The organism is Geodermatophilus siccatus, from assembly GCF_900103785.1.
GTDB lineage: Bacteria > Actinomycetota > Actinomycetes > Mycobacteriales > Geodermatophilaceae > Geodermatophilus > Geodermatophilus siccatus.
Genome location: NZ_FNHE01000002.1, coordinates 547638 through 569657 on the forward strand (window position 1 = coordinate 547638; position 22020 = coordinate 569657).

Sequence of the window (22020 nt, forward strand, 5' to 3'; positions counted from 1 at the left end):
CCCCCGAGACCGTGGCCGGGCCCACGTCGGACAGAGCACCCGTCCGGCTCGGCTGATACACCGCCGTCGGTGCTTCCTCAGGAGGCCAGCCGCCGTCCCTCGCCGAGGTGGGCGACCAGGCGGGTCAGCTGGTCGGTCGGGTCGAGGCCGAGCTCGTCGCGCAGCCGCGCGCAGAACTGCCGGTAGGCGGAGACGGCGGCGGCCACGTCGCCCTCGGCCAGGTGGACCCGCACGAGGAGGCGGTACGCGCTCTCCCGCAGCGGCTCGCCGCGCACGGCGAAGTGGGCCGCCGCCACCGCGTCGCCGGGTCGCCCGGCCGCGGCCAGCCGTGCGGCGAGGGTCTCCAGCGCGTACAGCCGCAGCTGCCGCAGCCGTTCCCGCTCGACGAGCACCCAGTCGTCGTGCCAGCCGGGCAGCAGGTCGCCCAGCAGGTCCGCGCGTGGCAGGTCCAGGTCGTCGAGGTCGGTGCGCGGGTCCCGGGTCCGGATCGCCCAGGCGGCCAGCTCACGGACGTCGACGCCCACGCCCGGGGCGAGCGCGAGCGCGCCCCCGGCGGTGTCGAGCAGTCCCGGCGCCACCCGGTGCAGCCGCCACAGCGCCGACCGCAGGCTCGCCTGCGCCTGCTCCTCCGGGACGTCGCCCCACAGCTGCCCGGCGACCGCCGCCCGGCCGGGCCGCCCGGCGAGGCAGACGAAGGCGACCAGCCGCTGCACGGCGCGGGGGACGACGTCCCGCCCGGTCGGTCGCCCCCGCTCCGGGACCAGGGTGAAGCCGTCCAGCAGGTCGATCCGCGCGTCCATGAGTTCCCCCTCCGGCGGTGTCCGACGGGACAGAGGACGGCGGCGGCCCCGCTGATACGGCGGGGACGGTGACGCGGACGTGACGCGGCGGTGACGCCGTTCCCGCATCGTCGCTGGTCCGGGCGGCACCTCGCCGTCCGCGGGACGAGGAGGTCTGTCCATGACCGGGGGAACCGCGACCGGGACGACGGTGCAGAACCCGCTGACGCTGGTCATGCCCGTCCGGCCCGAGGCCCGGGAGGCGCTGCGGGCGGAGGTCGACCGGCTGCAGGCGCTGCCGCGGGAGGAGAACCCGGTGATCACCGCGCTCGACGCGATCGGCACCGTGCACTTCGCCCGGTTCGTCTTCCTCGACGACGAGCGGCTGGCCGTGATCACCACCTACGACGGCGACTTCGAGCGCTACATCATGGACTTCGTCGACCACATCGGGCCGGTGTTCGACATGCTGCTGCGGCACATGGCCGACCCGCCGCCGCTGCCGGTGCAGCAGCACCCCGAGGAGTTCCTCGCCTACGTGCGCCGGCACGACCTGGGGTGCGTCGGCCCCTTCTACAGCGCCTACCCCACCCGACCGGTCCTGGACATCCGTGCTGACGACGCCGGCTGACCGCAGCGTCCCCGGGGACGCCGACGTGCTCGACCTGGCCGACGTGCAGGGGTTGGTCGTCCGCGGCTACACCATGCCCCACGCGCGCCACCTGCTGGTGCGCGTGGACTCGGTGCCGGCCGCCCGGGCGCTGCTGGGCTCGCTGGTCGACGGCACGCCCGGCCGGCCGCAGGTCACCACGGCGACCCCCTGGGAGGTCAGGCCCGACTCCTGCCTCAACGTGGCGGTCACCGCGGAGGGGCTCGAGGTGCTGGGGGCGTCGCTGTCCGGCTTCCCCGCCGAGTTCACCCAGGGCGCCGTCGCCCGCGCCGGCGTCGTGGGGGACGTGGGGCCGTGCGACCCCGCGCACTGGCGGCCGGTGTTCACCGGGCCGGGCCTCCACCTGCTGCTCTCGCTGTCGGCCGTGTCGCCGGAGGCGCGGGAGCGGGCCACCGACGCCCTCCTGGCCGGCACCGCGCCCGGGCTCACCGAGCTCGACCGCCTGGACGGCGACCTGCTGCCGAACCGGACCGACCACTTCGGGTACGTGGACGGCATCTCCCAGCCGACCGTCGCCCCCGCCCCGCCGCCGGGCCCACCGGACCGGCTGCCGGTCCAGCCGACCGGGGCCTTCCTGCTCGGCCACCCGAGCCAGTTCACCGGCCACAGCTACCCCGTGCCGGACCCGCCGGCCCTCGGCCGCAACGGCAGCTTCGCGGCGTTCCGGGTCATGGCCCAGGACGTCGACGCCTTCTGCGCGCTGCTGGCCGAGCAGTCACGGCGCACCGGCATGTCCCCCGAGCTGGTCGCCGCGAAGCTGTGCGGGCGGTGGCGGAGCGGGACGCCGCTGGTCCTCTCCCCCGACGCCGACTCCCACCTGCCGCCCGAGGCGCTCAACGACTTCGACTACGCCGGTGACGAGCGCGGCGAGCGCTGCCCGATCGGCGCGCACGTCCGGCGGATGCACCCGCGCGACTCCCGGGTCGCCGGCAACGGGGGCGCCAAGCACCGCATCGTCCGGCGCGGGCTGACCTACGGCCCGCCCCACGACCCGGCCCGGCCGCGCGACGGGCAGGAGCGCGGGGTCGTCGGCCTGTTCATCGGCGCCAGCCTGCGGGACCAGTTCGAGTTCCTCATGGCCGAGTGGGCGCACGACGGGCTCTTCGCGCCCGGGCTCGGCCGCACGCAGGACCCCTTCCTCGGCACCGGCGCCGGGCAGGGCGCGGGGGGCACCTTCCGCTTCCGCGCCGCCGGGAGGAGGGCCGAGCTGACCGACCTGCCGCGGCTGGTCACCACCCGCGGCTGCGCCTACGTCTTCCTGCCCAGCCTCACCGGGATCCGCCACCTGGCCGGCCGGTGACGCGGCGGGACGCGTCGCCTCCCGCTCGGCGTCCCCGCGGGATCACCGAGCGGGAGGCGGACGCTGGCGGCTCAGTTCAGCGCCGCGTCGTGGAGGCCCGCCGTCTCCAGCGCCGTCCGCAGCCGGCCCAGGATCCGGGCCCGGGTCGGGCCGATGCTGCCCACCGGGATGCCGAGGCCGGCGCTGATCTCCTCGTAGCTCACCGGCGGCGAGCTGACCAGCATGCCCAGCAGCGCCCGGTGCCGCGGGGGGAGGGTGGCCACGGCCCGGCGGACCAGCACCTGCTGGTCCTGCCGCACGGCGCTGGTCTCCGGCCCGTCGTCGGTGTGACCGCCGTGGTCGAAGGCCGAGCACTGCTCGGCGGCGTCGACCGGTGACTCGCGGTGCGACTGGCGGGCCGCCGCCAGGCAGGCCCGGCGCGTCGTCGTCCGCAGCCACCCGGGCAGGCGCTCGGGCTCGCGGATCTCGGCCAGGTGCTCCACCAGCCGCAGCCAGGTCGTCTGGACGGCGTCGGCCGTCTGCGCCTCGCTGAGCCGGAAGCCCCGCGCCACGGACCACACCAGGCCGCTGTACTCGTCGACGATCCCCTGCCACGCCCGCTGGTCACCCTGAGCGGCGCGCCGGACCAGGCCGGTCACCTCTGCGGCGTCCATGGCGGCTCCCCTCGTCCCGGACGGCTGCCTCGCCGTCGGACGGGAGCGTCGGGGGGCCGTGTTAGCCGGGCGTCAGCCGGGAGCGGAGGGGGTGTCAGCCGGCCGTCAGCCGGGCGGCCGGCCGCGGTGGACCTCGAGTCGCCGGGCCAGGGCTGCCGTGCGCGGCTGGGCCGGGACGCCCAGCTCGGCGAGCGCCTGCAGGCAGCGGCGCAGCTGCCGGCGCGCGTCGAGGAGGTCCCCGGACTCCAGCAGCGCGGCGACGAGCAGCTGGTGGGCCTCCTCCGACCAGTTGTCGACCCCGAGCGCACGCTCGCCCAGCGTCCGGGCGGCGGCGGCGTCGCCCCGCGCCAGGAGGAGCTCCCCGGCACGGACGGCGGCCCCGACGAACCGGCCGCGCAGCCGGTCGCGCTCCCACTGCAGCCAGTCCCCGCCGCTCACGTCGGGGAGGAACTCGGTGTCCCACAGCGCGAGCGCCTGCTGGTAGGCGGCCAGTGCGGCCGACGGCGCGCCCTGGTGCTCCAGCCGCGCGGCCTCGTCGAGGTGCCGCTCGAACTCCACCACGTCCACCTGCAGCGCCTCGTCGACGACGAGGTGCAGGATCGGGCCGTTGCTGCGCACGAAGTACGGCGCGTCCGGCTCGCGGCGGTCGGGCTCCAGCAGGGCGTGCAGGTAGGCGAGGGTCACCCGCAGGTTGCGGGCCGCGGCGACCTCGTCGAGGTCGGGCCACAGGTCGGCGGTGACGGCGGCCCGCGTCGGCCGGTCGTGGGTGAGCAGGTAGCCCAGCAGCTGGCGCACCCGCTCGCGGCGCAGCTCGCGGGCCACCACGACGGTGCCGTCGCGGCGCAGCTGCATCGGTCCCAGCACGCGCAGCTCCAGCCGGGACGTCGGGGCTGGCGGCATCTCCCGGAGCAGCCGCCGGGCGGTGGCGGCGACCGGCGGGGGGCCGGAGGCGCTCACCCCCCGCAGCGTGCCCCGGGCCCGCGGCCCCAGCTCCTCCACCAGCGCCCGCCCCTCCTCCAGCCCCGAGGCCACCATCCCGAGGGCCAGCTCCGCCGTCCACGGCCCCGGGAGCACCGCCCGCACGACCGCACGCGCGTCCGCCGACAGGCGTCGGACCGCCTCCAGACGCCCCTGCTCCCGGACGGCGACGAGCGCCCGGGAGAGCTCGAGCACCGCCTCGAAGCAGCCCGGCGGCGGTTCGGCGTCCCACTGGGGCCGGACCTCCGGGAGCAGCACGTAGAGCAGCGGCAGGGCCGCCGGTGTCACCGTCAGGACCCCCCGGCGCCGGCTCAGGCGGAGGTGCTGGACGGACCGCAGCGCAGCAGCGGCCGCCGTCTCGTCGCCGGCCGACACGGCGACGGAGGCCTCGGCCACGGCGGCGGCGACCGGCGCCCAGTCGACCGTCGAGTCGGCGAGCGCCGCCCGCGTGGCACGCAGCAGCTCCGCGGCCTCCGCGTCGCGGCCCAGCACGCCGAGCAGGACGACGGCGTAGGTGACGCACTCCGGGGAGGTGCACACCCGGGCCGGGTCGATGCCGGCGAGCAGGTCCGGCAGCAGCTCCGCCGCCTGGTCGAGCCGGCCCCGCAGCCGCAGCGACTCCAGCAGCAGGCACTGGGTCTGGACCAGCATGTTGGGGGCCGGCTGCTGGAGCGCCGCCCGGGCGACGGACTCGGCGGCTGCGGCGTCCCCCAGTGAGCGCAGCAGCAGGTGGCCGCGCAGCCACTCCTGCACCGGGCTGAGCGCGGTCCCCGCGACCAGTGCGGGACTGGCCAGCTGGGCCCGGACCTCACCCGGGGTGCGCGCGAGCAGGCCGCGGAACAGGGGGATCCAGCTCGCGGCGCGCTCGTGGCCGTGCGCGGCCAGGTCGGTCAGCTGCTCGATGACGCGCCTCATCCGCGTGCCGTCGCTGCGGCGGAAGGCCACCTCGAGGAGGGCGTTGAGACAGGCGACGCGTACCGGCGCGGTGTCGGGCGCCAGCGCGAAGGCCCGCTCGAGGATCTGCTCGGCGGCGTCCGGGCTGATGGGCTCGGCGACCATCGCCGACAGCAGCAGCCCCTCCGCGCTCCCCTGGACCGCCGGCGGCAGCCGGCGCAGCCACCCCTCGAGCTGGTCCGGCGGGACCAGCGGCGTGCCCACCTCGCACACCTCGACCACGACCCGCCGGAGCTCCTCCCACGCGCCGGCCTCGGTCAGCAGGTCCACGGCGTCGTGGTAGCGATGCCGGCGGGCCAGGACCAGGCCCGCGGTGCGGCGCACCGCCGCCACCTCGGCGGGGTCCAGCTGGTGCTGGAGGACCTCGGTCCACAGTCCGTGCAGCGACCACCAGCCCGAGCGGCCCCGGGCGACGAGCGGCAGCCCGTCCAGCAGCTCCTCCAGCCGCACGTCCACCCCGAGCAGCGCCGTGGCGAGCTCGTCGTCCGCGCCGCCGACGGCGACGAGCACGGCCAGCGCGCGGCGCCGGTCCGGCGTGAGCCGGCTGAGCAGCTCCTCCCACACGTAGCCGCTGACCGCGTACGGACCGGCGGTCGCGGTCAGCTCGGCCAGGGCGGGCCAGCCGCCCACGTCCCGCAGCAGGTCGGGTGCGACGTGCCGGGACTCCGCGAACGCCGCCACCTCGTCGTCCTCGAAGTGCAGCTCGGACTCGCCCACGACGACCGCGTCGCCGGTGGCGAGCAGCCGGGAGGTCCGCACGGGCAGCGGGGGACGGGAGGCGAGGACGACGTGGCCGTTGCGCGGCAGCTCCTCGACGAGTTCGGCGACGAAGTGGCCGCCGGGCGAGCTCGGCCCCACGAGGTGGACGTCGTCGAGGATCAGCGCCACCTGCCGGGGCGCGGCGTGCCAGATGGCCTCGGCGACGGTGACCGCGGCCTCCCGCGGGTCCTCGGGGACGGGCGCGGTGAGGCCCACGGCGGCGAAGGCGCCGGCGCCCAGGAAGGACAGCGCCGTGTCGTCGCGCTGGCAGGTCAGCCAGCGGTCCTCCCCGAGGGGCGAGAGGGTGTTCTCCTGCACCGCCTGAGCCAGCAGCGTCGTCTTCCCGAAGCCGGCCGGCGCCACGACGGCGGTCAGGCGCCGCTCGAACCGGGTGTGCAACCGGTCCAGCAGCCGGGGCCGGACGATGAGCCCACGGTCGGCGAGTGGCGGTGTGTACCGGAACGCCCGGCTCATGGGCGGACTGTACGGACGCCGCGCCCCTCGGGGGACCCACCGGATCGCGCCGGTCCGGTGCACCGACGCCGGGTGCGGGTCGCCGGCGCCGGCGGCGGGCGCGTCGTCCCCCGGTCAGCCGGGCAGCACCTTGCCGGGGTTCATCAGCCCGGCCGGGTCGAGCAGCTGCTTGACCCCGCGCATCAGCTCCAGCTCCAGCGGGTCCTTGTAGCCGGCGATCACGTCGCGCTTGGCCTGCCCGAGCCCGTGCTCGGCGCTGATGCTGCCGTCGAAGGCGGCCACCGAGTCGTACACGATCCGGCTCAGCACGCCGGCCCGCGCCCGGAAGGCCCCGTCGTCCCTCGGCTCGGGCCCGCTCAGGTTGTAGTGCAGGTTGCCGTCCCCGACGTGGCCGTAGGCCACGACCCGGACACCGGGCAGGGCCTCGGCCAGCGCCCGGCCGGTGGCGGCCACGAACGCCGGGATCGAGCTGATCGGCACGGTGACGTCGTGCTTGAGGCTCGGGCCCTCGCAGTTCTGCGCCTCGGAGATGCCCTCCCGCAGCGCCCACAGCGCGGCGACCTGGGCCGAGCCGGAGGCGACCACGGCGTCGGCCACGACGTCCCGCTCGACCGCCTCCCCCAGCGCCGCCTCGACCACCGCGTCGAGGTCCCCGTCGGGCAGCGTGTCGCTGAGCTCGACCAGCGCGTACCAGGGGTGCACGTCGGCGATCGGGTCGCGGGCCCCTGCCGCGTGGCGCAGGACGAACTCCACGCTCCGCCGGGACATGAGCTCGAAGGCCGTCAGCCGGTCGCCGGCCGACCCGCGGACCACGCCGATGAGGTCCACCGCCGCCTGCGGGTCCGGCAGCGCCACCCACGCCGTCGCCCGGCTGCGGACGGCCGGGAACAGCTCGAGCACGGCGGCGGTGATGACGCCGAGCGTCCCCTCGGCTCCGACGAACAGCTGCTTGAGGTCGTAGCCGGTGTTGTCCTTGCGCAGGCCGCGCAGCCCGTCCCACACCCGCCCGTCGGGCAGCACGACCTCCAGGCCGAGGGTGAGGTCACGCATCGTGCCGTAGCGCAGCACCCCGGTGCCGCCGGCGTTGGTGGCCAGGTTGCCGCCGATCGTGCAGCTGCCCTCGGCACCCAGGGAGAGCGGGAACAGCCGGCCCGCGGCCGCGGCCGCCTCCTGCACGGTCTGCAGCACCACCCCGGCCTCCACGGTGATCGTCGAGTTCGCCGCGTCGAGGTCCCGGATCCGCCGCATCCGGGTCAGCGAGAGCACCACCTGCCGGCCGGAGGCGTCGGGCACGGCGCCACCGCACAGCCCGGTGTTGCCGCCCTGCGGGACGACGGCGACGCCGAGCTCCCGGCACAGCGCGACCACCGCGGCCACCTCCTCGGTGCTGCCGGGGCGGACGACGGCCGCCGCCGTCCCCGAGTACGCGCCCCGCCAGTCGGTGAGGAAGCCCGCCGGGTCGTCGACCACCCCCGCGGGCCCGACGAGGTCCCGCAGCCGGGCGGCGAGGTCCGCGGTCACCGCGCACCCCCGACGGCGAGCACCGGCGCCAGCCCGAGCACCCGGCGCGCCCGGGCCAGCTCGTCGGGCGTCGGGGGCGGCACGAGCTCCGCCAGCCGCGCGCCCCACTCGTCCCGCCGTCCGGGGGAGCCGGCGTCCAGGACGTCGAGCACGGTGGCCACGGCGGTGGAGGCACCCGGCGAGGCACCGAGCAGGGCGGCCAGCGACCCGCCCGCCGAGGTGACGACCTCGGTGCCGAAGCCGACCAGGGTGCCGCGGCCGTCGGTCTCCTTGAGCACCTGCACCCGCTGCCCGGCGTCCACCAGCCGCCAGTCCTCCTCGCGTGCCGTGGGCACGAAGCGGCGCAGCGCCGCCATCCGGGACGACGGCCGGGCGGTGACCTGGCGGACGAGGTAGGCGATCAGCGCGCGGTTGTCGCGCACCGAGGCGAGCAGCACCGGCAGGTTGCCCGGCCGCACCGAGCGGACCAGGTCGCCGAGCCGGCCGCGGGTGAGGAAGCGCGGCGAGAAGGCGGCGAACGGGCCGAACAGCAGCGATTCGCGCCCGTCGACCACCCGCAGGTCCAGGTGCGGCACGGAGATCGCCGGCGCGCCCGGCTCGGCGTGGCCGTAGACCTTGCCGCGGTGCGCGGCCACCAGCTCCGGCCGGTCGGTGCGCAGGAACCGGCCGCTGATCGGGAAGGCGCCGTACCGCCGGACCTCGGGCACCCGCGCCGACTGCAGCAGCGGCAGCGTCCCGCCGCCGGCGCCGACGAAGACGTAGGGGGTCCGCAGCCGCCGGCGCGCCCCCGTCGCCCGGTCCCGCACCGCCAGTTCCCAGCGTCCGCCGCGCCGCCGCAGCGACGTCACCTCGGTGCCCAGCCGCACCTCGCCACCGCGCGCCCGCAGGGCCGCCAGCAGCTGCCGGGTGAGGACGCCGAAGTCGACGTCGGTGCCCTGCGCCGCCCGGGTGGCGGCCATCGGCTCGCCCTCCGTACGGCCCGCCATCACCAGCGGGAGCCAGGTGGCGAGCACGTCCGGGTCGTCGCTGTACTCGAGGTCGGCGAAGAGCGGATGGCCGCGCAGCGCCTCGACGCGGGCCCGCAGGTACGCCACCCCGTCGGCGCCGCGGCCCAGGCCCAGGTGCGGCACCGACCGGACGAACGCCCCGGGCGGCCCCAGCTCACCGCGCTCGACCAGCCGGGCCCAGAACACCAGGGAGGCGGCGAACTGCTCGGCGATCAGCACGGCGGCGCCGGGGTCGACGGTGCCGTCGGGCCGCCGCGGCGTGTAGTTGAACTCGCACAGCCCGGCGTGCCCGGTGCCGGCGTTGTTCTCCGCGGCCGAGCTCTCGCACCCGGCCTCGTCCAGCCGCTCGACCACGAGGACCCGCCGGTCCGGCTCGACCTGGGCGAGCAGCACGCCGAGCGTCGCGCTCATCACCCCACCGCCCACCAGCACGGCGTCCCAGTCCTCGACCGACCCGGTTCCCGGCACGGTGCGCACGCTAGGGAGCTGCCGCGATGCCTGTCCAAGTCCGCTGCTGCATGATGCGATGCCCGGCCGGCATGGGACGCTGCGATGAGTTCCCCCCGCCGGGGGCGTCACCGCTCCGGACACGACGAGAGGGGCACCGGGATGACGATGACCAGGGACGACGTGGAGCTGCGGGTCCGGCGGGAGCGGGACCGGCTGCTGCCCGTGCTCGAGGGCCTCGACGCCGACGGGTGGCGCACGCCGAGCCTGTGCGCCGGCTGGACGGTGCGCGACCTCGTCGTCCACCTGCTGATGCCCTACGAGCTGTCGGTGCCCCGGTTCCTCGCCCTCATGGTGCGCTCCGGCCTCCGCTTCGACCGGGCCGCGGACCGCTGGGCCCGCCGCGACCCGCGGTCCCCCGCGCAGGTCGTCGCCGCCCTGCGGGACACCGAGCACCTGCGCTTCGAGGCCGGGCCGGGAGCGCCGGCGGAGGCGCCGCTGAGCCACCTGGTGATCCACGCCCAGGACGTCTACCGGCCGCTCGGCGTCCCGTCGCCGACCGACCCGGAGGACGCCGGCATCGCCCTCGGCCAGCTGACCGGCCGTCGTGCGCTCGCCCCCGGCCTGCTCGACGGGCTGGCCTTCACGGCCACCGACACCGACTGGCGCCACGGATCCGGCCTCCCGGTCAGCGGTCCGGCCACCGCGCTGCTCAGCACGCTCGCCGGCCGCCCGGCGGCCCTCGACGACCTCACCGGCGAGGGCGTTCCCGAGGCACGTGCGCGGTTGCGGTCCGCCGCGACCTGAGCCGGCGCTCAGCCGAGGAGCAGGGCGATCCCGACCAGCACCGGGACCGACAGGACGGTGCTGAGCAGGACGACGTCCCGGGCGAGCAGCGTGCCGCGGTCGTGGGTCGCGGCGTAGACGAAGACGTTCTGCGCCGTCGGCAGCGCGGAGGTCACCGTGACCGCGAGCAGCGCTCCCCCGTCGAGGCCGGCGCCCCAGCGGCCCAGGGCGTAGGCCAGCGCCGGTTGCCCCACCGTCTTGAGCGCCACCGCCAGCCACACCGGCCCGGCGCCCTCGCCGGACGCCGGACGCGGCGCGCCGTGCAGGCTCATCCCGTAGGCGAGCAGGGCCGCGGGCACGGCCAGCCCGGCGGTGAGCTCGACCGGCTGCAGCACCAGCGCCGGCAGCTCCGCCCCGGTCGCGGCCACCAGCACGCCGAGGGCGCAGCCGATCACGACCGGCGTGGCCAGCGGCTGGAGCAGCACCCGCCAGCGGGACCGCGCCCGCGCGCGCGACCCGGCCAGCACGGCCAGGCCGACCGGGGCCATGACCAGCACCTGGAACAGCAGCACCGGGGCCACGAACGAGGCGTCGTCCAGCACGTACACCGAGATCGGGACGCCGAGGTTGCCGGCGTTGACGTACGAGGACGCCAGCCCACCGGCGGTCAGCTCGGCCGGCCGCAGCCGCCAGCGCCAGCGCGCCAGCCCGGCGAACAGCAGCGCGGCCAGCACCGCGCTGCCGGCGGTGGCGACCAGCGCCGGTGACACCAGGACGCCGGGGTCGGCGTCGGCGAGGGTGAGCAGCAGCAGCGCCGGGGTCGCCACGACGTAGGAGAGCCTCGAGAGCACCGCCGCGGCGTCCTGCCCCAGGGTGCCGGTGCGGGCGACCAGCCAACCGACGGCGATGACCGCGGTGAGGGCGGCGAAGCCCCCCACCACCCCGTTCACGCGGCGATCGCGTCCCCGACCGCGCGCACCAGCCGGGGCAGCGCCTCCGCCGGCGCGTGCGGGAGGAACAGGTTCGGCTCGGTGAGCTCCACCTCGAGCACCACCGGCCGGCCGGCGGGGTCGGCGACCAGGTCGATCCGGGCGTAGAGCAGCGGCGCGGCATCGCGCCCCCGCGAGCGGGGGGCATCGCGCCCCCGCGAGGGGAGGGCATCGCGCCCCCGCGAGGAAGGGGTATCACGCACCAGCGCGGGGAGGGCATCGCGCACCAGCGCGGGGACGGCGTCGACCACCGCCTGCGCCAGCTCCCGCTGCTCCGGCGTCGCGGTCGCCGGCCGCACCCCCCGGCGACCGCTGCGGTCCTGCCGCACGCCCTCACCGCGGCCGAGCATCGGGGGCTTGCGCGCGGCGTGCGAGAACCGGCCGCCGAGGAACAGCAGCGCCGTCTCCCCCGCGTCGTCCACGCTGGCCTGGTACGGCTGCACCATCGCCGTCCGGCCGGCCGCGGTCAGCTGCGCGACGTGCGCCAGGACGTCGCCGGGGTCGGTCCAGCGTGCGGTGTCCCGGGCGCCCGCGGACACCGACGGCTTGACCACCCACTCGCCCGCGTCGGGCAGGTCGGCGGCGCTCGCCGGGTCCCAGACCGTGGGCACGACCGGCAGCCCGGCGGCCTCGACGTCGCGCAGGTGGGTCTTGTCGGTGTTCCAGCGCAGCACGGCGGCGTCGTTGCGCAGCCGCGGGACGGCGTCGGCCCAGGCCAGGAACTCCGCCCGCCGCCAGGCGTAGTCCCAGCAGGAACGGACGACGGCCAGGTCGTACCCGGCCCAGTCGACCGCCGGGTCGTCCCAGCGCACGCAGTCGACGGCGCACCCGGCCTCCCGCAGCGCCGGCGCGGCGAGCGGGAGGTCCGGGTCGAGCCGCAGGCCGCGCTCGGAGCTGACGAGGGCGACCCGCGACGTCACCGCGGCAGCTGCAGGACGCCGTCGACCCGCCGCGGGATGTCGCGGAAGTCGTCGGTCAGCTCCTCCGGCAGCACCTCCTGCGGCGCGCCCTGCCAGGTCACCGGGCGCAGGAAGCGGCGGATAGCCGTCGTCCCCACCGAGGTGTGCTGCGAGTTCGTCGACGGCCACGGGCCACCGTGGTGCTGCGCCCAGGACACGGCCACGCCGGTCGGGTAGGCGTCGTAGACCAGCCGGCCGGCCCGCGTGCGCAGCTCCTGCGAGACGGCCAGCGGCAGCTCGGTCTCCCCATCGCCGCGCAGCACGGTGGCGGTGAGCGAGGACGGCATGGCGTCGAGCGCGGCGAACAGCTCCTTCTCGCCGTCGTAGCGCGCGACGACCGACACCGGGCCGAAGCACTCCTCGGTCACCTCGTGCGGGAGGTCGGCCGCCGAGGTGGTGAGCAGGCGGGGCACGGCCTCGAAGCCCCGGCCCGAGGGGTCCCCGCCGCGGGCGATCTCCTCGACGCCGGGTGCTGCGGCCAGGCCGTCGGAGATGCGCCCGTAGGAGGCGGCGATGCCCTCGTTGAGCAGCACCGGGGCGGCCGTGCCGCGCACGGCCTCGGCCATCGCGTCGACGACGGCGTCGCCCTCGGGCCCGGCGGGCACGAACGCCAGGCCCGGCTTGGTGCAGAACTGGCCGCCCCCGAGGGTGAAGGAGCCGACCAGCTCGGCGCCGATCGTCGTCCCCCGCTCGGCGGCGGCCGACGGCGTGACGACGACGGGGTTGAGGCTGGACAGCTCGCCGAAGAACGGCACCGGGTCGGGCCGCCGCTCGATGATCTCCAGCAACGCGCGGCCGCCGTTGACCGAGCCGGTGAAGCCGACGGCGCGGATCGCGGGGTGGGCGACCAGGTCGGCGCCGGCCTGCAGGCCGTGCACGATGCCGAGCGTGCCGTCGGGCGCCCCGGCCTCGCGGGCGGCGGCGTCCAGGACGTCGAAGACCAGCTGCGAGGTCGCCGGGTGCGAGCCGTGCGCCTTGACGACGACGGGGCAGCCGGCGGCCAGCGCCGAGGCGGTGTCGCCGCCGGGCACGGAGAAGGCCAGCGGGAAGTTGCTGGCCCCGAAGACCGCGACCGGGCCGATCGGCACGAGCATCCGGCGCAGGTCCGGGCGCGGGCCCATCGGGGTGTCCCCGGCGGAGTCGATCGCGGCCTCGAGGTAGCTGCCCTCGTCGAGCACCTCGGCGAACAGCCGCAGCTGGTAGCAGGTGCGGGTCAGCTCACCGTTCAGCCGGGTCGGGCCGAGCGCGGTCTCCCGGTCGGCGACGGCGACCACGTCGTCCCGCCGGGCCTCCAGGGCGTCGGCGAGGGCGCGCAGCAGCGCCGCCCGGCCGGCGCGGCCGAGGGCGTCCAGGGCGGGGGCCGCGGCGAGCGCGGCCGCGCAGAGCCGGTCCACCTCCTCGGTGGTGGTCTCCTGGGCGACCACCTCGACGGCCTCGCCGGTGCGGGGGTCGGTGCTGACGACTCCGGAGTCGGGGCGTGTGGACACGGGGGCCTCCTGTGCGGTGGTGCGGGTGGTCAGCGGATGGCGCCGACGGTGACGCGGTCGACCGTCCAGGCGCGGGCCTGCTCGCTGAGGGTGATGCCCAGCCCGGGACGGTCGGAGATGTACATGCGCCCGTCGCGGGTCTCCAGGCGCTCGTTGAACAGCGGGTGCAGCCAGTCGAAGTGCTCCACCCACGGCTCGCGAGGGTAGGCCGCGGCCAGATGGGCGTGGATCTCCATCGCGAAGTGCGGCGCCAGCTGCAGGTTCGCGACGTCGGCGAGGGTCGCCAGCTTGAGGAACTGGGTGATGCCCCCGATGCGCGGCGCGTCGGGCTGGATGACGTCCACCGCACCGTGCCGGATCAGCTCGGCGTGCTCGGCGACGCTGGTCAGCATCTCCCCGGTGGCGACGGCGGTGTCCAGCGAGCGGGCGAGCTGCGCGTGGCCCTCGGCGTCGTAGGCGTCGAGCGGCTCCTCGATCCACACCAGGTCGAACTCCTCCAGCCGCCGGCTGACCCGCATGGCGGTCGGCCGGTCCCACTGCTGGTTGGCGTCGACCATGAGCGGCACGCCGTCGCCGATGTGCTCGCGGACGGCACGGACCCGGCGCAGGTCCTCCGCCGAGTCCGGCAACCCCACCTTGATCTTGATGCCGCCGATGCCCTGCTCCAGGGTGCGGGTGGCGTTGTCGCGGACCTGGTCGATCGACTCGTGCAGGAAGCCGCCGGAGGTGTTGTAGCAGCGCACCGAGTCGCGGTGCGCGCCCAGCAGCTTGGCCAGCGGCAGGCCGGCCCGCTTGGCCTTGAGGTCCCACAGCGCGACGTCGATCGCCGCGATCGCCTGGGTGGCGGCCCCGCTGCGGCCCACCGACGCACCGGCCCAGACCAGCTTGGTCCACAGCCGGCCGATGTCGCTGGGGTCCTCGCCGATCAGGTCGGGCGCGACCTCGCGGGCGTGCGCGAACTGCGCCGGGCCGCCGGCCCGCTTGGAGTAGCTGAACCCGATGCCCTCGTGGCCGCCCTCGGTGGTGACCTCGGCGAAGAGGAACGCCACCTCCGTCATCGGCCGCTGCCGGCCGGTGAAGACCTTCGCGTCGCTGATCGGGTTGGGCAGCGGCAGGGTGACCGAGGACAGGGTCACCGACTCGATGCGGTCGAGCACCGCCGGGGCGGTGGAGGTGAGCGGGGCCGGGACGGTCGTCGTCATGGCGGGTCTCCAGGGGTCAGCGGACGAGGCTCAACGGACGAGGCTCAACGGACGAGACAGGGTCGCTTCGGGTCGAACGCCCAGCCGGGGACGAGGTACTGCATCGCGACCGCGTCGTCCCGCGCGCCGAGCCCGTGCTCCAGGTACAGCTCGTGCGCGGCGGCCACGGCGTCGCGGTCCAGCTCGACGCCGAGACCCGGTGCGGTGGGGACGGCGATCGCGCCGTCGCGGATCTGCAGCGGCTCGCGGGTCAGCGCCTGCCCGTCCTGCCAGATCCAGTGCGTGTCCAGGGCGGTGATCCGCCCCGGGGCCGCGGCGCCGACCTGGGTGAACATCGCCAGCGAGACGTCGAAGTGGTTGTTGCTGTGCGAGCCCCAGGTGAGCCCGAACTCGTGGCAGAGCTGGGCGACGCGCACCGAGCCGCGCATCGTCCAGAAGTGCGGGTCGGCCAGCGGGATGTCCACGGCGTTCGAGCGGATGGCGTGGCCCATCTGCCGCCAGTCGGTGGCGATCATGTTCGTCGCCGTCGGCAGGCCGGTCGCCCGCCTGAACTCGGCCATGACCTCGCGGCCGGAGAAGCCCCCCTCGGCGCCGACCGGGTCCTCGGCGTAGGCGAGCACGTCGTGCAGGTCGCGGCACAGCTCGACGGCCTCGGCGAGCAGCCAGCCGCCGTTGGGGTCGAGGGTGATCCGGGCGTCGGGGAAGCGGGCGGCCAGCGCGCGGACCGCGGCGACCTCCTGCTCACCGGCGAGCACGCCGCCCTTGAGCTTGAAGTCGGAGAACCCGTAGCGGGACTGCGCCGCCTCGGCCAGCGCGACGACCGCCTCCGGGGTCAGCGCCGGCTCGCGGCGCAGCCGCTCCCAGTCGTCGGCCGGGTGGGTCTCGGCCAGGTAGGGCAGGTCGGTGGCGTTGCGGTCGCCGACGTAGAAGAGGTAGCCGAGCATCGGCACGCTGTCGCGCTGCTGCCCCTCGCCGAGCAGCTCGGCCACCGGTACGCCCAGGTGCTGGCCGAGCAGGTCGAGCAGTGCGGACTCCAGGGCGGTGACCGCGTGGATCGTCGTCCGCAGGTCGAAGGTCTGCAGGCCGCGGCCGCCGGCGTCCCGGTCGGCGAAGGTGGCGGCCACCCTGCGCAGCAGGCTGCCGTACCGGGCCACCGGCTGCCCGGTCAGCAGCGCGCCCGCGTCCTCGACGGTGCGGCGGATGGCCTCGCCGCCGGGCACCTCGCCGACACCCTCCCGCCCCTCGCTGTCGGTGACGATGGCGAGGTTGCGGGTGAAGAAGGGGCCGTGGGCGCCGCTCAGGTTGAGCAGCATGCTGTCGTGCCCGGCGACGGGCACGACCTCCACGCGGGCGACGGTGGGCGTGCGACCGGTCATGGGAGTCCTCGCCGTCCTCTCGGGAGTGGGGTCAGGAGACCTTGTCGACCAGGGCGGCGAGCTCGGCGAGCTCGGCGTCGGTCAGGTCCGACAGCGGCGGGCGGACCCGGCCGCCGTCGCGCCCGACCGCGGTGAGCCCGGCCTTGACGATGGAGACCGCGTACCCCTTGGCCCGGTCCCGGATGTCGAGGTACGGGATCACGAAGTCGTTGAGCATCTGGTAGACGGCGGTGCGGTCCTGGGCGCGCACCGCGGCGTAGAAGCGCAGCGCGAACTCGGGCAGGAAGTTGTAGAGCGCCGACGAGTACGTGGTCACGCCGAGCTGCAGCAGCGGCAGCGCGAAGGTCTCGGCCGTGGGCAGCCCGCCGACGTAGATCAGCCGGTCGCCGACGCGGGCGTACGTGCGGGTCATCTGCTCGATGTCGCCGATGCCGTCCTTGAGGCCGATCAGGTTGGGGTTGCGCTCGGCGACCTCGGCCACCGTCGCGTCGGTGAGCACGGCGTTGGCCCGGCTGTAGACGATGACGCCCAGGTCGGTGGCGCGGCACACGGCGCTGATGTGCTCGACCAGGCCGCGCTGGCTGGCCTCGGTCAGGTAGGGCGGGAAGAGCAGCAGCCCGGAGGCGCCGGCGGCCTGCGCGGCCTGGGCCTGGGCGACGGAGACGGCGGTCCCGCCGGTGGCCGGCGCGATGACCGGCACCCGGTCGGCCACCTCGTCGACGGCGACGCGGACGACCCGGTCGATCTCCGCCGGCGTCAACGAGAAGCCCTCACCGGTGCCGCCCGCGGCGAACAGGCCGGCGACGTCGAAGCCCGCCTGCCACGCCAGGTGCTCCCGGTACCGGGCCTCGTCGAACTGCAGGTCGGCGTCGAAGTGGGTCACCGGGAAGGAGAGCAGGCCGGCCTTCAGCCGGTCAGCGAGGGCGTCCGGGGGCAGCAGCGTCACGGAGATCGTGTCCTTCGGTCCGACGGGTCCGCGCCGGGGTCCTCCGACGGCGCGGGCTGTGGTCGCGGCCACCGTAGGAAGGACAGACGATGCACGTCCAAGAGCACTTGCGCATCGCTCGATGCCCGTCCGGTATCAGAGACGCCCGGCCCGCTGCTCCAGCACGGCGAGCGCCCGCCACAGCGCGGGGTTCTTGGAGTCCTTGGCCCACAGCAGGTGCAGCTCCACCGGTTCGGGCACCGGCGTCTCCAGCCGGACGAAGGCCACGCCCTCGATCGGCAACCGCGCGGCGGACTCCGGGACGAAGGCCACCCCCCGGCCGGCCGCCACGAGCCACAGCATGGTGAGCACCTGGCTGACGGTGTGCACGGTGTTCTCGGCGGCGATCGGCGCGACGCCGGCGACCAGGTCGTAGAAGTACTTCGCCTGGGTCGGCGAGTGCATGACGACCGGCGTCGACGCGAGGTCCGCGGCGGTCACGGGCCGGCCGAGCTCCAGCAGCCGGTGCCCCACGGGCGCGGCCACGAGCAGCGCCTCGCGGTGCAGCAGCCGGTGCCCGAAGGCGTCCTCGTCGAAGGGCGGGCGCCCCAGGCCCAGGTCGACCTCCTCGTTGAGCAGCCCGGCGACCTGCTCCCGGGTCACCATCTCGGCGAGGTCGACGTCGACGTCGGGCAGCTCCTGCGCCAGGTCGTTGAGCAACTGGCCGAGGATGCCGTAGGTCGAGGCGGCGGTGAAGCCGATGCGCACCACGCCGCTGGCCCCCGACGACACGCGCCGGGCGAGCTCGGGCGCGGAGTCCGCGAGGCCCAGCAGCCTCCGGGCCTCGACGAGGAAGACCTGGCCGGCGGCGGTCAGGGTGACCCGGCGGTTGTCCCGCTCGAGCAGCTGGGCGCCGACGACCCGCTCCAGCTTCTGGATCTGCCGGCTCAGCGGCGGCTGGGTCATCTTCAGCCGGGCGGCGGCGCGGCCGAAGTGCAGCTCGTCGGCGACGGCGACGAATCCGCGGAGCTGCTCGAGCGTGAAGGCCATGCCGACAAGGTATCAACCGATGCCTCAATGGATTTGGACAGGCATGAGCGAGGCTTCTTAGGCTCGCCGACGACCCGGCGTCCGTGACGCCACTCACACCGCCCGCGGCCCGGCCACGGCTGCTCTCCGAGGAGAACTCTCATGACCACTGACAACCGCGCGCGCCGATGGGCGACGGCCGGCACCGGCCTCGCACTGGCCCTCTCGCTGGCCGCCTGCGGCGGCAACGTCGGCGGCGGGACGGCCGCCGAGGGCGAGGAGTTCCCGGGCGACGACCCGATCACCGTGCTCGTCGGGCAGGACCCGGGCGGCAGCACCGACCTGATCGCCCGCGCGCTCGCCGACGAGGTCTCCGACGACCTCGGCGTCCCGGTCACCGTGGAGAACCGGCCCGGCGCCAACGGCGCGCTCGCCGCCCAGGAGCTGGCCGGCGCGGAGCCCGACGGGCACACCCTGATGGTCTACAACGGCAGCCTCGCCTACATCACGCCGCTGGCCGTCGCCGAGGGCGAGGCGCCCGACATCGCCGACTACGAGATCGTCACCGGCATCAGCCAGGACGACTACGTCCTGGTGACCGCACCGTCCTCCGGCTTCACGACGGTGGAGGACCTGGCCAACGCCGGCCGGCCGATCACCTTCGGGACGACGGGCGTCGGGACGGGCAGCCAGCTCTCCCAGGAGCTGCTGTTCAACCAGGCCGGCATCGAGGCCACCGCCGTCCCCTTCGACGGCGGCTCCCCGACGCTCACGGCCGTGCTCGGCGGTCAGGTCGACGTCGGTTCCATCCAGCTGGGCGAGGCCATCGAGCAGATCGAGGCCGGCGAGCTGACGCCGATCGTGACCTTCGCCGAGGAGCGGGTCAGCTACCTGCCCGACACCCCGACCGCCATCGAGGCCGGCTACGACGTGCCGGTGCAGCAGTCCCGCGCGGTCTTCGCCCCGAAGGGCACGCCGGAGGACGTGATCGAGACCCTGCAGGCGTCGTTCCAGACGGCCTTCGGGTCCGAGGCCTACCAGCAGTTCAACCAGGACAACCAGCTCACCCCGAACGAGATCGACGGCGAGGAGGTCCGCCAGGCCTGGACGTCGAACCTCGATCGGTACCGCAGCGTCGTCGAGCAGTACTCAATCGACCTCGGCGGGGACTCATGACCTCCTCCGCAGGCGGAGCGCACGTCCCGGGGCGCCCCGGCGGCCGCACGGCCGCCGGGGCCACCCCCCAGGCGGGCCCCGGAGCGCCGCCGGAGGAGGCCGCCCCCGAGGAGTTCGACCTCGAGGAGGCCATCCACCAGGTGGAGGCCGAGGAGCACGAGGGCCGCCCGCCGGCCGCCGGGCTGCTGGGCAACCTGGTCGTCGCCGCCGCCGTCGTCGTCCTCGGGGGAGCCGCGGTCGTCGGCTCGCTGGCCTTCGACGCCGGCAGTGCTCGCAGCCCCGAGGCGGGGACCTGGCCGCTCATGGTCAGCGTCGTGATCGTCGTCCTCGGGCTGGGCCTCGTGGCCACGGCCCGGCGCACCACGGACGCCGAGCGGTTCGGCCGGACCAGCTGGCTGGTGCTCGCGGGCCTGGCGACCATGGTCGCCTTCGTCGCGCTGATCCCGGTCATCGGCTTCGAGATCCCCGCGGCCCTGCTCGCCTTCGTCTGGCTGCGCTTCCTCGGGCACGAGGGCTGGCGCACGTCGATCGTCACGAGCCTGGCCCTCGTGGTCGCCTTCTACCTCATCTTCGTGGGCGCCCTCTCGGTGCCCATCCCGCACCTGTTCTAGGAGACGCCGTGGACCTCGCCCCGGTGCTCGACGGCTTCGGCGTCGTGCTGCAGCCCACCAACCTGCTCTACTGCCTGATCGGCGTCGTCGTCGGCATGCTCGTCGGCGTGCTGCCCGGCCTCGGCCCGGCGGCGACCATCGCCATCCTGCTGCCGATCACCATCGGCATCGAACCGGTGACCGCGGTCATCATGCTCGCCGGCATCTTCTACGGTGCCCAGTACGGCGGCACGATCACCTCGGTGCTGCTGCGGCTGCCCGGCGAGGCGTCCTCGGTGGTCACCGTGTTCGACGGCTTCGCGCTGGCCCGGCAGGGCCGGGCCGGGACGGCGCTGGGCATCGCCGCGGTCGGCTCGTTCCTCGGCGGCACCGTCTCGATCGTCGCGCTCTCCTTCGTCGCCCCGCTGGTGGCCGGCTTCGCCCTGGACTTCGGCCCGCCGGAGTACACGGCCCTGGCGCTGCTGGGCATCCTGCTGGTCGCCACCGTCAGCAGCGGGGACCGGCTCAAGGCCGTGATAGCCGCCTGCCTCGGTCTGCTGCTGGCCACGGTCGGCCGCGACGGGTTCACCGGCGCCGAGCGGTTCACCTTCGACAACCTCTCGCTCGCCGACGGCCTGGACTTCGTGCCGATCGCGATGGGCCTGTTCGGCCTCGGCGAGATCCTCTACAACCTGGAGGAACGGCACCGGGCGGTGCACGCACCGGCGACGGTGGCCAACGTCTGGCCCTCGCGCGCGGACCTGCGCCAGTCCTCGGGCGCCATCGGCCGCGGCTCGGTCCTCGGCTTCTTCCTCGGCATCCTGCCCGGTGGCGGCGCCACGCTGGCCTCGCTGGCCGCCTACGCCATGGAGAAGCGCCGGTCGAAGACGCCCGAGCGCTTCGGCCGGGGTGCCGTCGAGGGCGTCGCCGCGCCGGAGTCGGCCAACAACGCGGCCGCCACCTCGTCGTTCATCCCGCTGCTCACGCTCGGCATCCCCGCCAACGCCACGATGGCGGTCATCTACGGCGCGCTGCTCATCCAGGGCGTGAGCCCCGGCCCGCAGCTGGTCGACCAGGAGCCCGAGCTGTTCTGGGGCGTGGTCAACTCCATGTACATCGGCAACATCCTGTTGCTGATCATGAGCATCCCGCTGGTCGGGTTGTTCGTGAAGATCCTGCGGGTGCGGGCCACGATCCTCGCGCCGATCACCGTGCTCATCACGCTGATCGGGGTCTACACGGTCAACTACGACGTCTTCGACATCGGGCTGGTCGTCGTCTTCGGGGCGCTGGGCTACCTGATGAAGAAGCTGGGCTTCGACCCGGGCCCGCTGGTGCTCGCCTTCGTGCTCGGCTCGCTGCTCGAGGACTCGTTGCGCCGCTCGCTGCTGCTCTTCGACGGCGACCCGACCGGCTTCCTCACCCGTCCCATCTCCGGGACGCTGCTCGTCCTGTTCCTCGTCGTGGTGCTGCTCCCGGTGATCCGGGCCGCCCTCGCCCGCCGGCGGAGCACCGACCGGCGCAACACCAAGGAGCTCGTGTGACCGTCCTCGTCGCCTACGTCCCGACGCCCGAGGGGGATGCCGCCTTCGCCGCGGCCGTGGAGGAGGCCGGCCGCCGCGGCGGGCGGCTGGTGCTGCTCAACACCCCGCGCGAGGGCGCGCCGGTCAGCGCGGCCATGGCCGACGAGGACGCGGTGCGGGAGCTCGTGGAGCGCGCCGCCGCGGCCGGCGTCGACGTCGAGGTGCACCAGGAGGCGCACACCGGCGACGTCGCCGACGAGGTGGTGCGCGTCGCCGGGGCGGTCGACGCCTCGGTGATCGTGATCGGCCTGCGCAGGCGCTCGCCGGTCGGCAAGCTGCTCATGGGCAGCACCGCCCAGCGGATCCTGCTCGACGCCGACCGCCCGGTGCTCGCCGTCAAGCCCTGAGGCCCCCAGGCCCTGCGTCGCGGACGCCG

At 75.5% G+C, this 22020-nt stretch carries 19 protein-coding genes; 7 read left to right on the plus strand and 12 right to left on the minus strand.

The window, feature by feature from the left end; translation table 11 throughout:
• Positions 1 to 77: 77 nt before the first annotated feature.
• Positions 78 to 800, minus strand: a complete 723-nt coding sequence (locus BLS21_RS05745; RefSeq protein WP_091214977.1) for an AfsR/SARP family transcriptional regulator — start codon at positions 798 to 800, stop codon at positions 78 to 80.
• A 160-nt stretch (positions 801 to 960) separates the two neighbouring features.
• Here BLS21_RS05745 and BLS21_RS05750 point away from each other — a divergent pair, with 160 nt between their 5' ends.
• Both BLS21_RS05750 and BLS21_RS05755 read left to right on the plus strand, forming a co-directional pair.
• Entirely contained in the window at positions 961 to 1410 is a 450-nt protein-coding gene (locus BLS21_RS05750) for a hypothetical protein (RefSeq protein WP_091214978.1), read from the plus strand.
• Entirely contained in the window at positions 1391 to 2749 is a 1359-nt protein-coding gene (locus BLS21_RS05755) for a Dyp-type peroxidase (protein ID WP_139177026.1), read from the plus strand. Before BLS21_RS05750 ends, BLS21_RS05755 begins: the two co-directional genes overlap by 20 nt.
• A gap of 71 nt (positions 2750 to 2820) precedes the next feature.
• Here the strand turns inward: BLS21_RS05755 and BLS21_RS05760 are convergent, their stop codons facing one another.
• The 4 genes from BLS21_RS05760 to mqo all read right to left on the minus strand — a co-directional run bounded on the left by BLS21_RS05760 (position 2821) and on the right by mqo (position 9563).
• Complete coding sequence (locus tag BLS21_RS05760) at positions 2821 to 3402, minus strand: RNA polymerase sigma factor (RefSeq protein WP_091214981.1); 582 nt, start codon at positions 3400 to 3402, stop codon at positions 2821 to 2823.
• Positions 3403 to 3507: 105 nt separating this feature from the next.
• Positions 3508 to 6567 (minus strand): BTAD domain-containing putative transcriptional regulator, encoded by a 3060-nt coding sequence (locus tag BLS21_RS26140; protein ID WP_091214983.1) that lies wholly within the window; start codon positions 6565 to 6567, stop codon positions 3508 to 3510.
• 114 nt (positions 6568 to 6681) lie between these two features.
• Complete coding sequence (locus BLS21_RS05770) at positions 6682 to 8088, minus strand: FAD-binding oxidoreductase (protein WP_091214984.1); 1407 nt, start codon at positions 8086 to 8088, stop codon at positions 6682 to 6684.
• Positions 8085 to 9563 carry a malate dehydrogenase (quinone) gene (gene mqo, locus BLS21_RS05775; protein ID WP_245700083.1) on the minus strand — a complete coding sequence of 493 codons (1479 nt, stop codon included), beginning with the start codon at positions 9561 to 9563 and terminating at the stop codon, positions 8085 to 8087. Before mqo ends, BLS21_RS05770 begins: the two co-directional genes overlap by 4 nt.
• Before the next feature lie 141 nt (positions 9564 to 9704).
• Between mqo and BLS21_RS05780 the strand changes: the two genes are divergently transcribed.
• Entirely contained in the window at positions 9705 to 10349 is a 645-nt protein-coding gene (locus tag BLS21_RS05780; protein WP_091214986.1) for a maleylpyruvate isomerase family mycothiol-dependent enzyme, read from the plus strand.
• 8 nt (positions 10350 to 10357) lie between these two features.
• Here the strand turns inward: BLS21_RS05780 and BLS21_RS05785 are convergent, their stop codons facing one another.
• From BLS21_RS05785 to BLS21_RS05815, 7 genes are all read right to left on the minus strand, one after another.
• Entirely contained in the window at positions 10358 to 11278 is a 921-nt protein-coding gene (locus BLS21_RS05785; RefSeq protein WP_091214987.1) for an AEC family transporter, read from the minus strand.
• A complete protein-coding gene (locus BLS21_RS05790; protein WP_091214989.1) occupies positions 11275 to 12237 on the minus strand; it encodes an ATP-grasp domain-containing protein in 963 nt (320 codons plus the stop codon). Before BLS21_RS05790 ends, BLS21_RS05785 begins: the two co-directional genes overlap by 4 nt.
• Complete coding sequence (locus BLS21_RS05795; RefSeq protein WP_091214991.1) at positions 12234 to 13763, minus strand: aldehyde dehydrogenase (NADP(+)); 1530 nt, start codon at positions 13761 to 13763, stop codon at positions 12234 to 12236. The genes BLS21_RS05790 and BLS21_RS05795 overlap by 4 nt, the downstream gene beginning before the upstream one ends.
• Positions 13764 to 13792: 29 nt before the next feature.
• Entirely contained in the window at positions 13793 to 14965 is a 1173-nt protein-coding gene (locus BLS21_RS05800) for an L-talarate/galactarate dehydratase (protein WP_091214993.1), read from the minus strand.
• Positions 14966 to 15009: 44 nt separating this feature from the next.
• Positions 15010 to 16341 (minus strand): enolase C-terminal domain-like protein, encoded by a 1332-nt coding sequence (locus BLS21_RS05805; RefSeq protein WP_091214995.1) that lies wholly within the window; start codon positions 16339 to 16341, stop codon positions 15010 to 15012.
• Positions 16342 to 16372: 31 nt separating this feature from the next.
• Positions 16373 to 17287, minus strand: a complete 915-nt coding sequence (gene kdgD / locus BLS21_RS05810; protein WP_091214996.1) for a 5-dehydro-4-deoxyglucarate dehydratase — start codon at positions 17285 to 17287, stop codon at positions 16373 to 16375.
• Between the two features lie 135 nt (positions 17288 to 17422).
• Positions 17423 to 18316, minus strand: coding sequence for a LysR substrate-binding domain-containing protein (locus BLS21_RS05815; RefSeq protein WP_091214998.1), 894 nt, complete (start codon positions 18314 to 18316; stop codon positions 17423 to 17425).
• A gap of 141 nt (positions 18317 to 18457) precedes the next feature.
• Here BLS21_RS05815 and BLS21_RS05820 point away from each other — a divergent pair, with 141 nt between their 5' ends.
• Genes BLS21_RS05820 through BLS21_RS05835 form a run of 4 tightly spaced genes read left to right on the plus strand, consistent with a single transcriptional unit; the run spans position 18458 to position 21991 of the window.
• Positions 18458 to 19471, plus strand: a complete 1014-nt coding sequence (locus tag BLS21_RS05820; RefSeq protein WP_091214999.1) for a tripartite tricarboxylate transporter substrate binding protein — start codon at positions 18458 to 18460, stop codon at positions 19469 to 19471.
• Positions 19468 to 20082, plus strand: a complete 615-nt coding sequence (locus BLS21_RS05825) for a tripartite tricarboxylate transporter TctB family protein (protein ID WP_091215000.1) — start codon at positions 19468 to 19470, stop codon at positions 20080 to 20082. The genes BLS21_RS05820 and BLS21_RS05825 overlap by 4 nt, the downstream gene beginning before the upstream one ends.
• A gap of 8 nt (positions 20083 to 20090) precedes the next feature.
• Positions 20091 to 21605 carry a tripartite tricarboxylate transporter permease gene (locus tag BLS21_RS05830; RefSeq protein ID WP_091215002.1) on the plus strand — a complete coding sequence of 505 codons (1515 nt, stop codon included), beginning with the start codon at positions 20091 to 20093 and terminating at the stop codon, positions 21603 to 21605.
• Positions 21602 to 21991: a universal stress protein gene (locus tag BLS21_RS05835; protein ID WP_091215003.1), complete on the plus strand. Its 390-nt coding sequence runs from the start codon at positions 21602 to 21604 to the stop codon at positions 21989 to 21991. The genes BLS21_RS05830 and BLS21_RS05835 overlap by 4 nt, the downstream gene beginning before the upstream one ends.
• Positions 21992 to 22020 lie beyond the last annotated feature (29 nt).

Excerpts from the sequence above, each read along its gene's own strand:
- BLS21_RS05820 (WP_091214999.1), top strand. The coding sequence starts at position 18,458 with ATGACCACTGACAACCGCGCGCGCCGATGGGCGACGGCCGGCACCGGC.
- BLS21_RS05760 (WP_091214981.1), bottom strand. The coding sequence starts at position 3,402 with ATGGACGCCGCAGAGGTGACCGGCCTGGTCCGGCGCGCCGCTCAGGGT.
- BLS21_RS05815 (WP_091214998.1), bottom strand. The coding sequence starts at position 18,316 with ATGGCCTTCACGCTCGAGCAGCTCCGCGGATTCGTCGCCGTCGCCGAC.
- BLS21_RS26140 (WP_091214983.1), bottom strand. The coding sequence starts at position 6,567 with ATGAGCCGGGCGTTCCGGTACACACCGCCACTCGCCGACCGTGGGCTC.
- BLS21_RS05805 (WP_091214995.1), bottom strand. The coding sequence starts at position 16,341 with ATGACCGGTCGCACGCCCACCGTCGCCCGCGTGGAGGTCGTGCCCGTC.
- BLS21_RS05800 (WP_091214993.1), bottom strand. The coding sequence starts at position 14,965 with ATGACGACGACCGTCCCGGCCCCGCTCACCTCCACCGCCCCGGCGGTG.
- BLS21_RS05750 (WP_091214978.1), top strand. The coding sequence starts at position 961 with ATGACCGGGGGAACCGCGACCGGGACGACGGTGCAGAACCCGCTGACG.
- BLS21_RS05825 (WP_091215000.1), top strand. The coding sequence starts at position 19,468 with ATGACCTCCTCCGCAGGCGGAGCGCACGTCCCGGGGCGCCCCGGCGGC.
- BLS21_RS05780 (WP_091214986.1), top strand. The coding sequence starts at position 9,705 with ATGACGATGACCAGGGACGACGTGGAGCTGCGGGTCCGGCGGGAGCGG.
- BLS21_RS05745 (WP_091214977.1), bottom strand. The coding sequence starts at position 800 with ATGGACGCGCGGATCGACCTGCTGGACGGCTTCACCCTGGTCCCGGAG.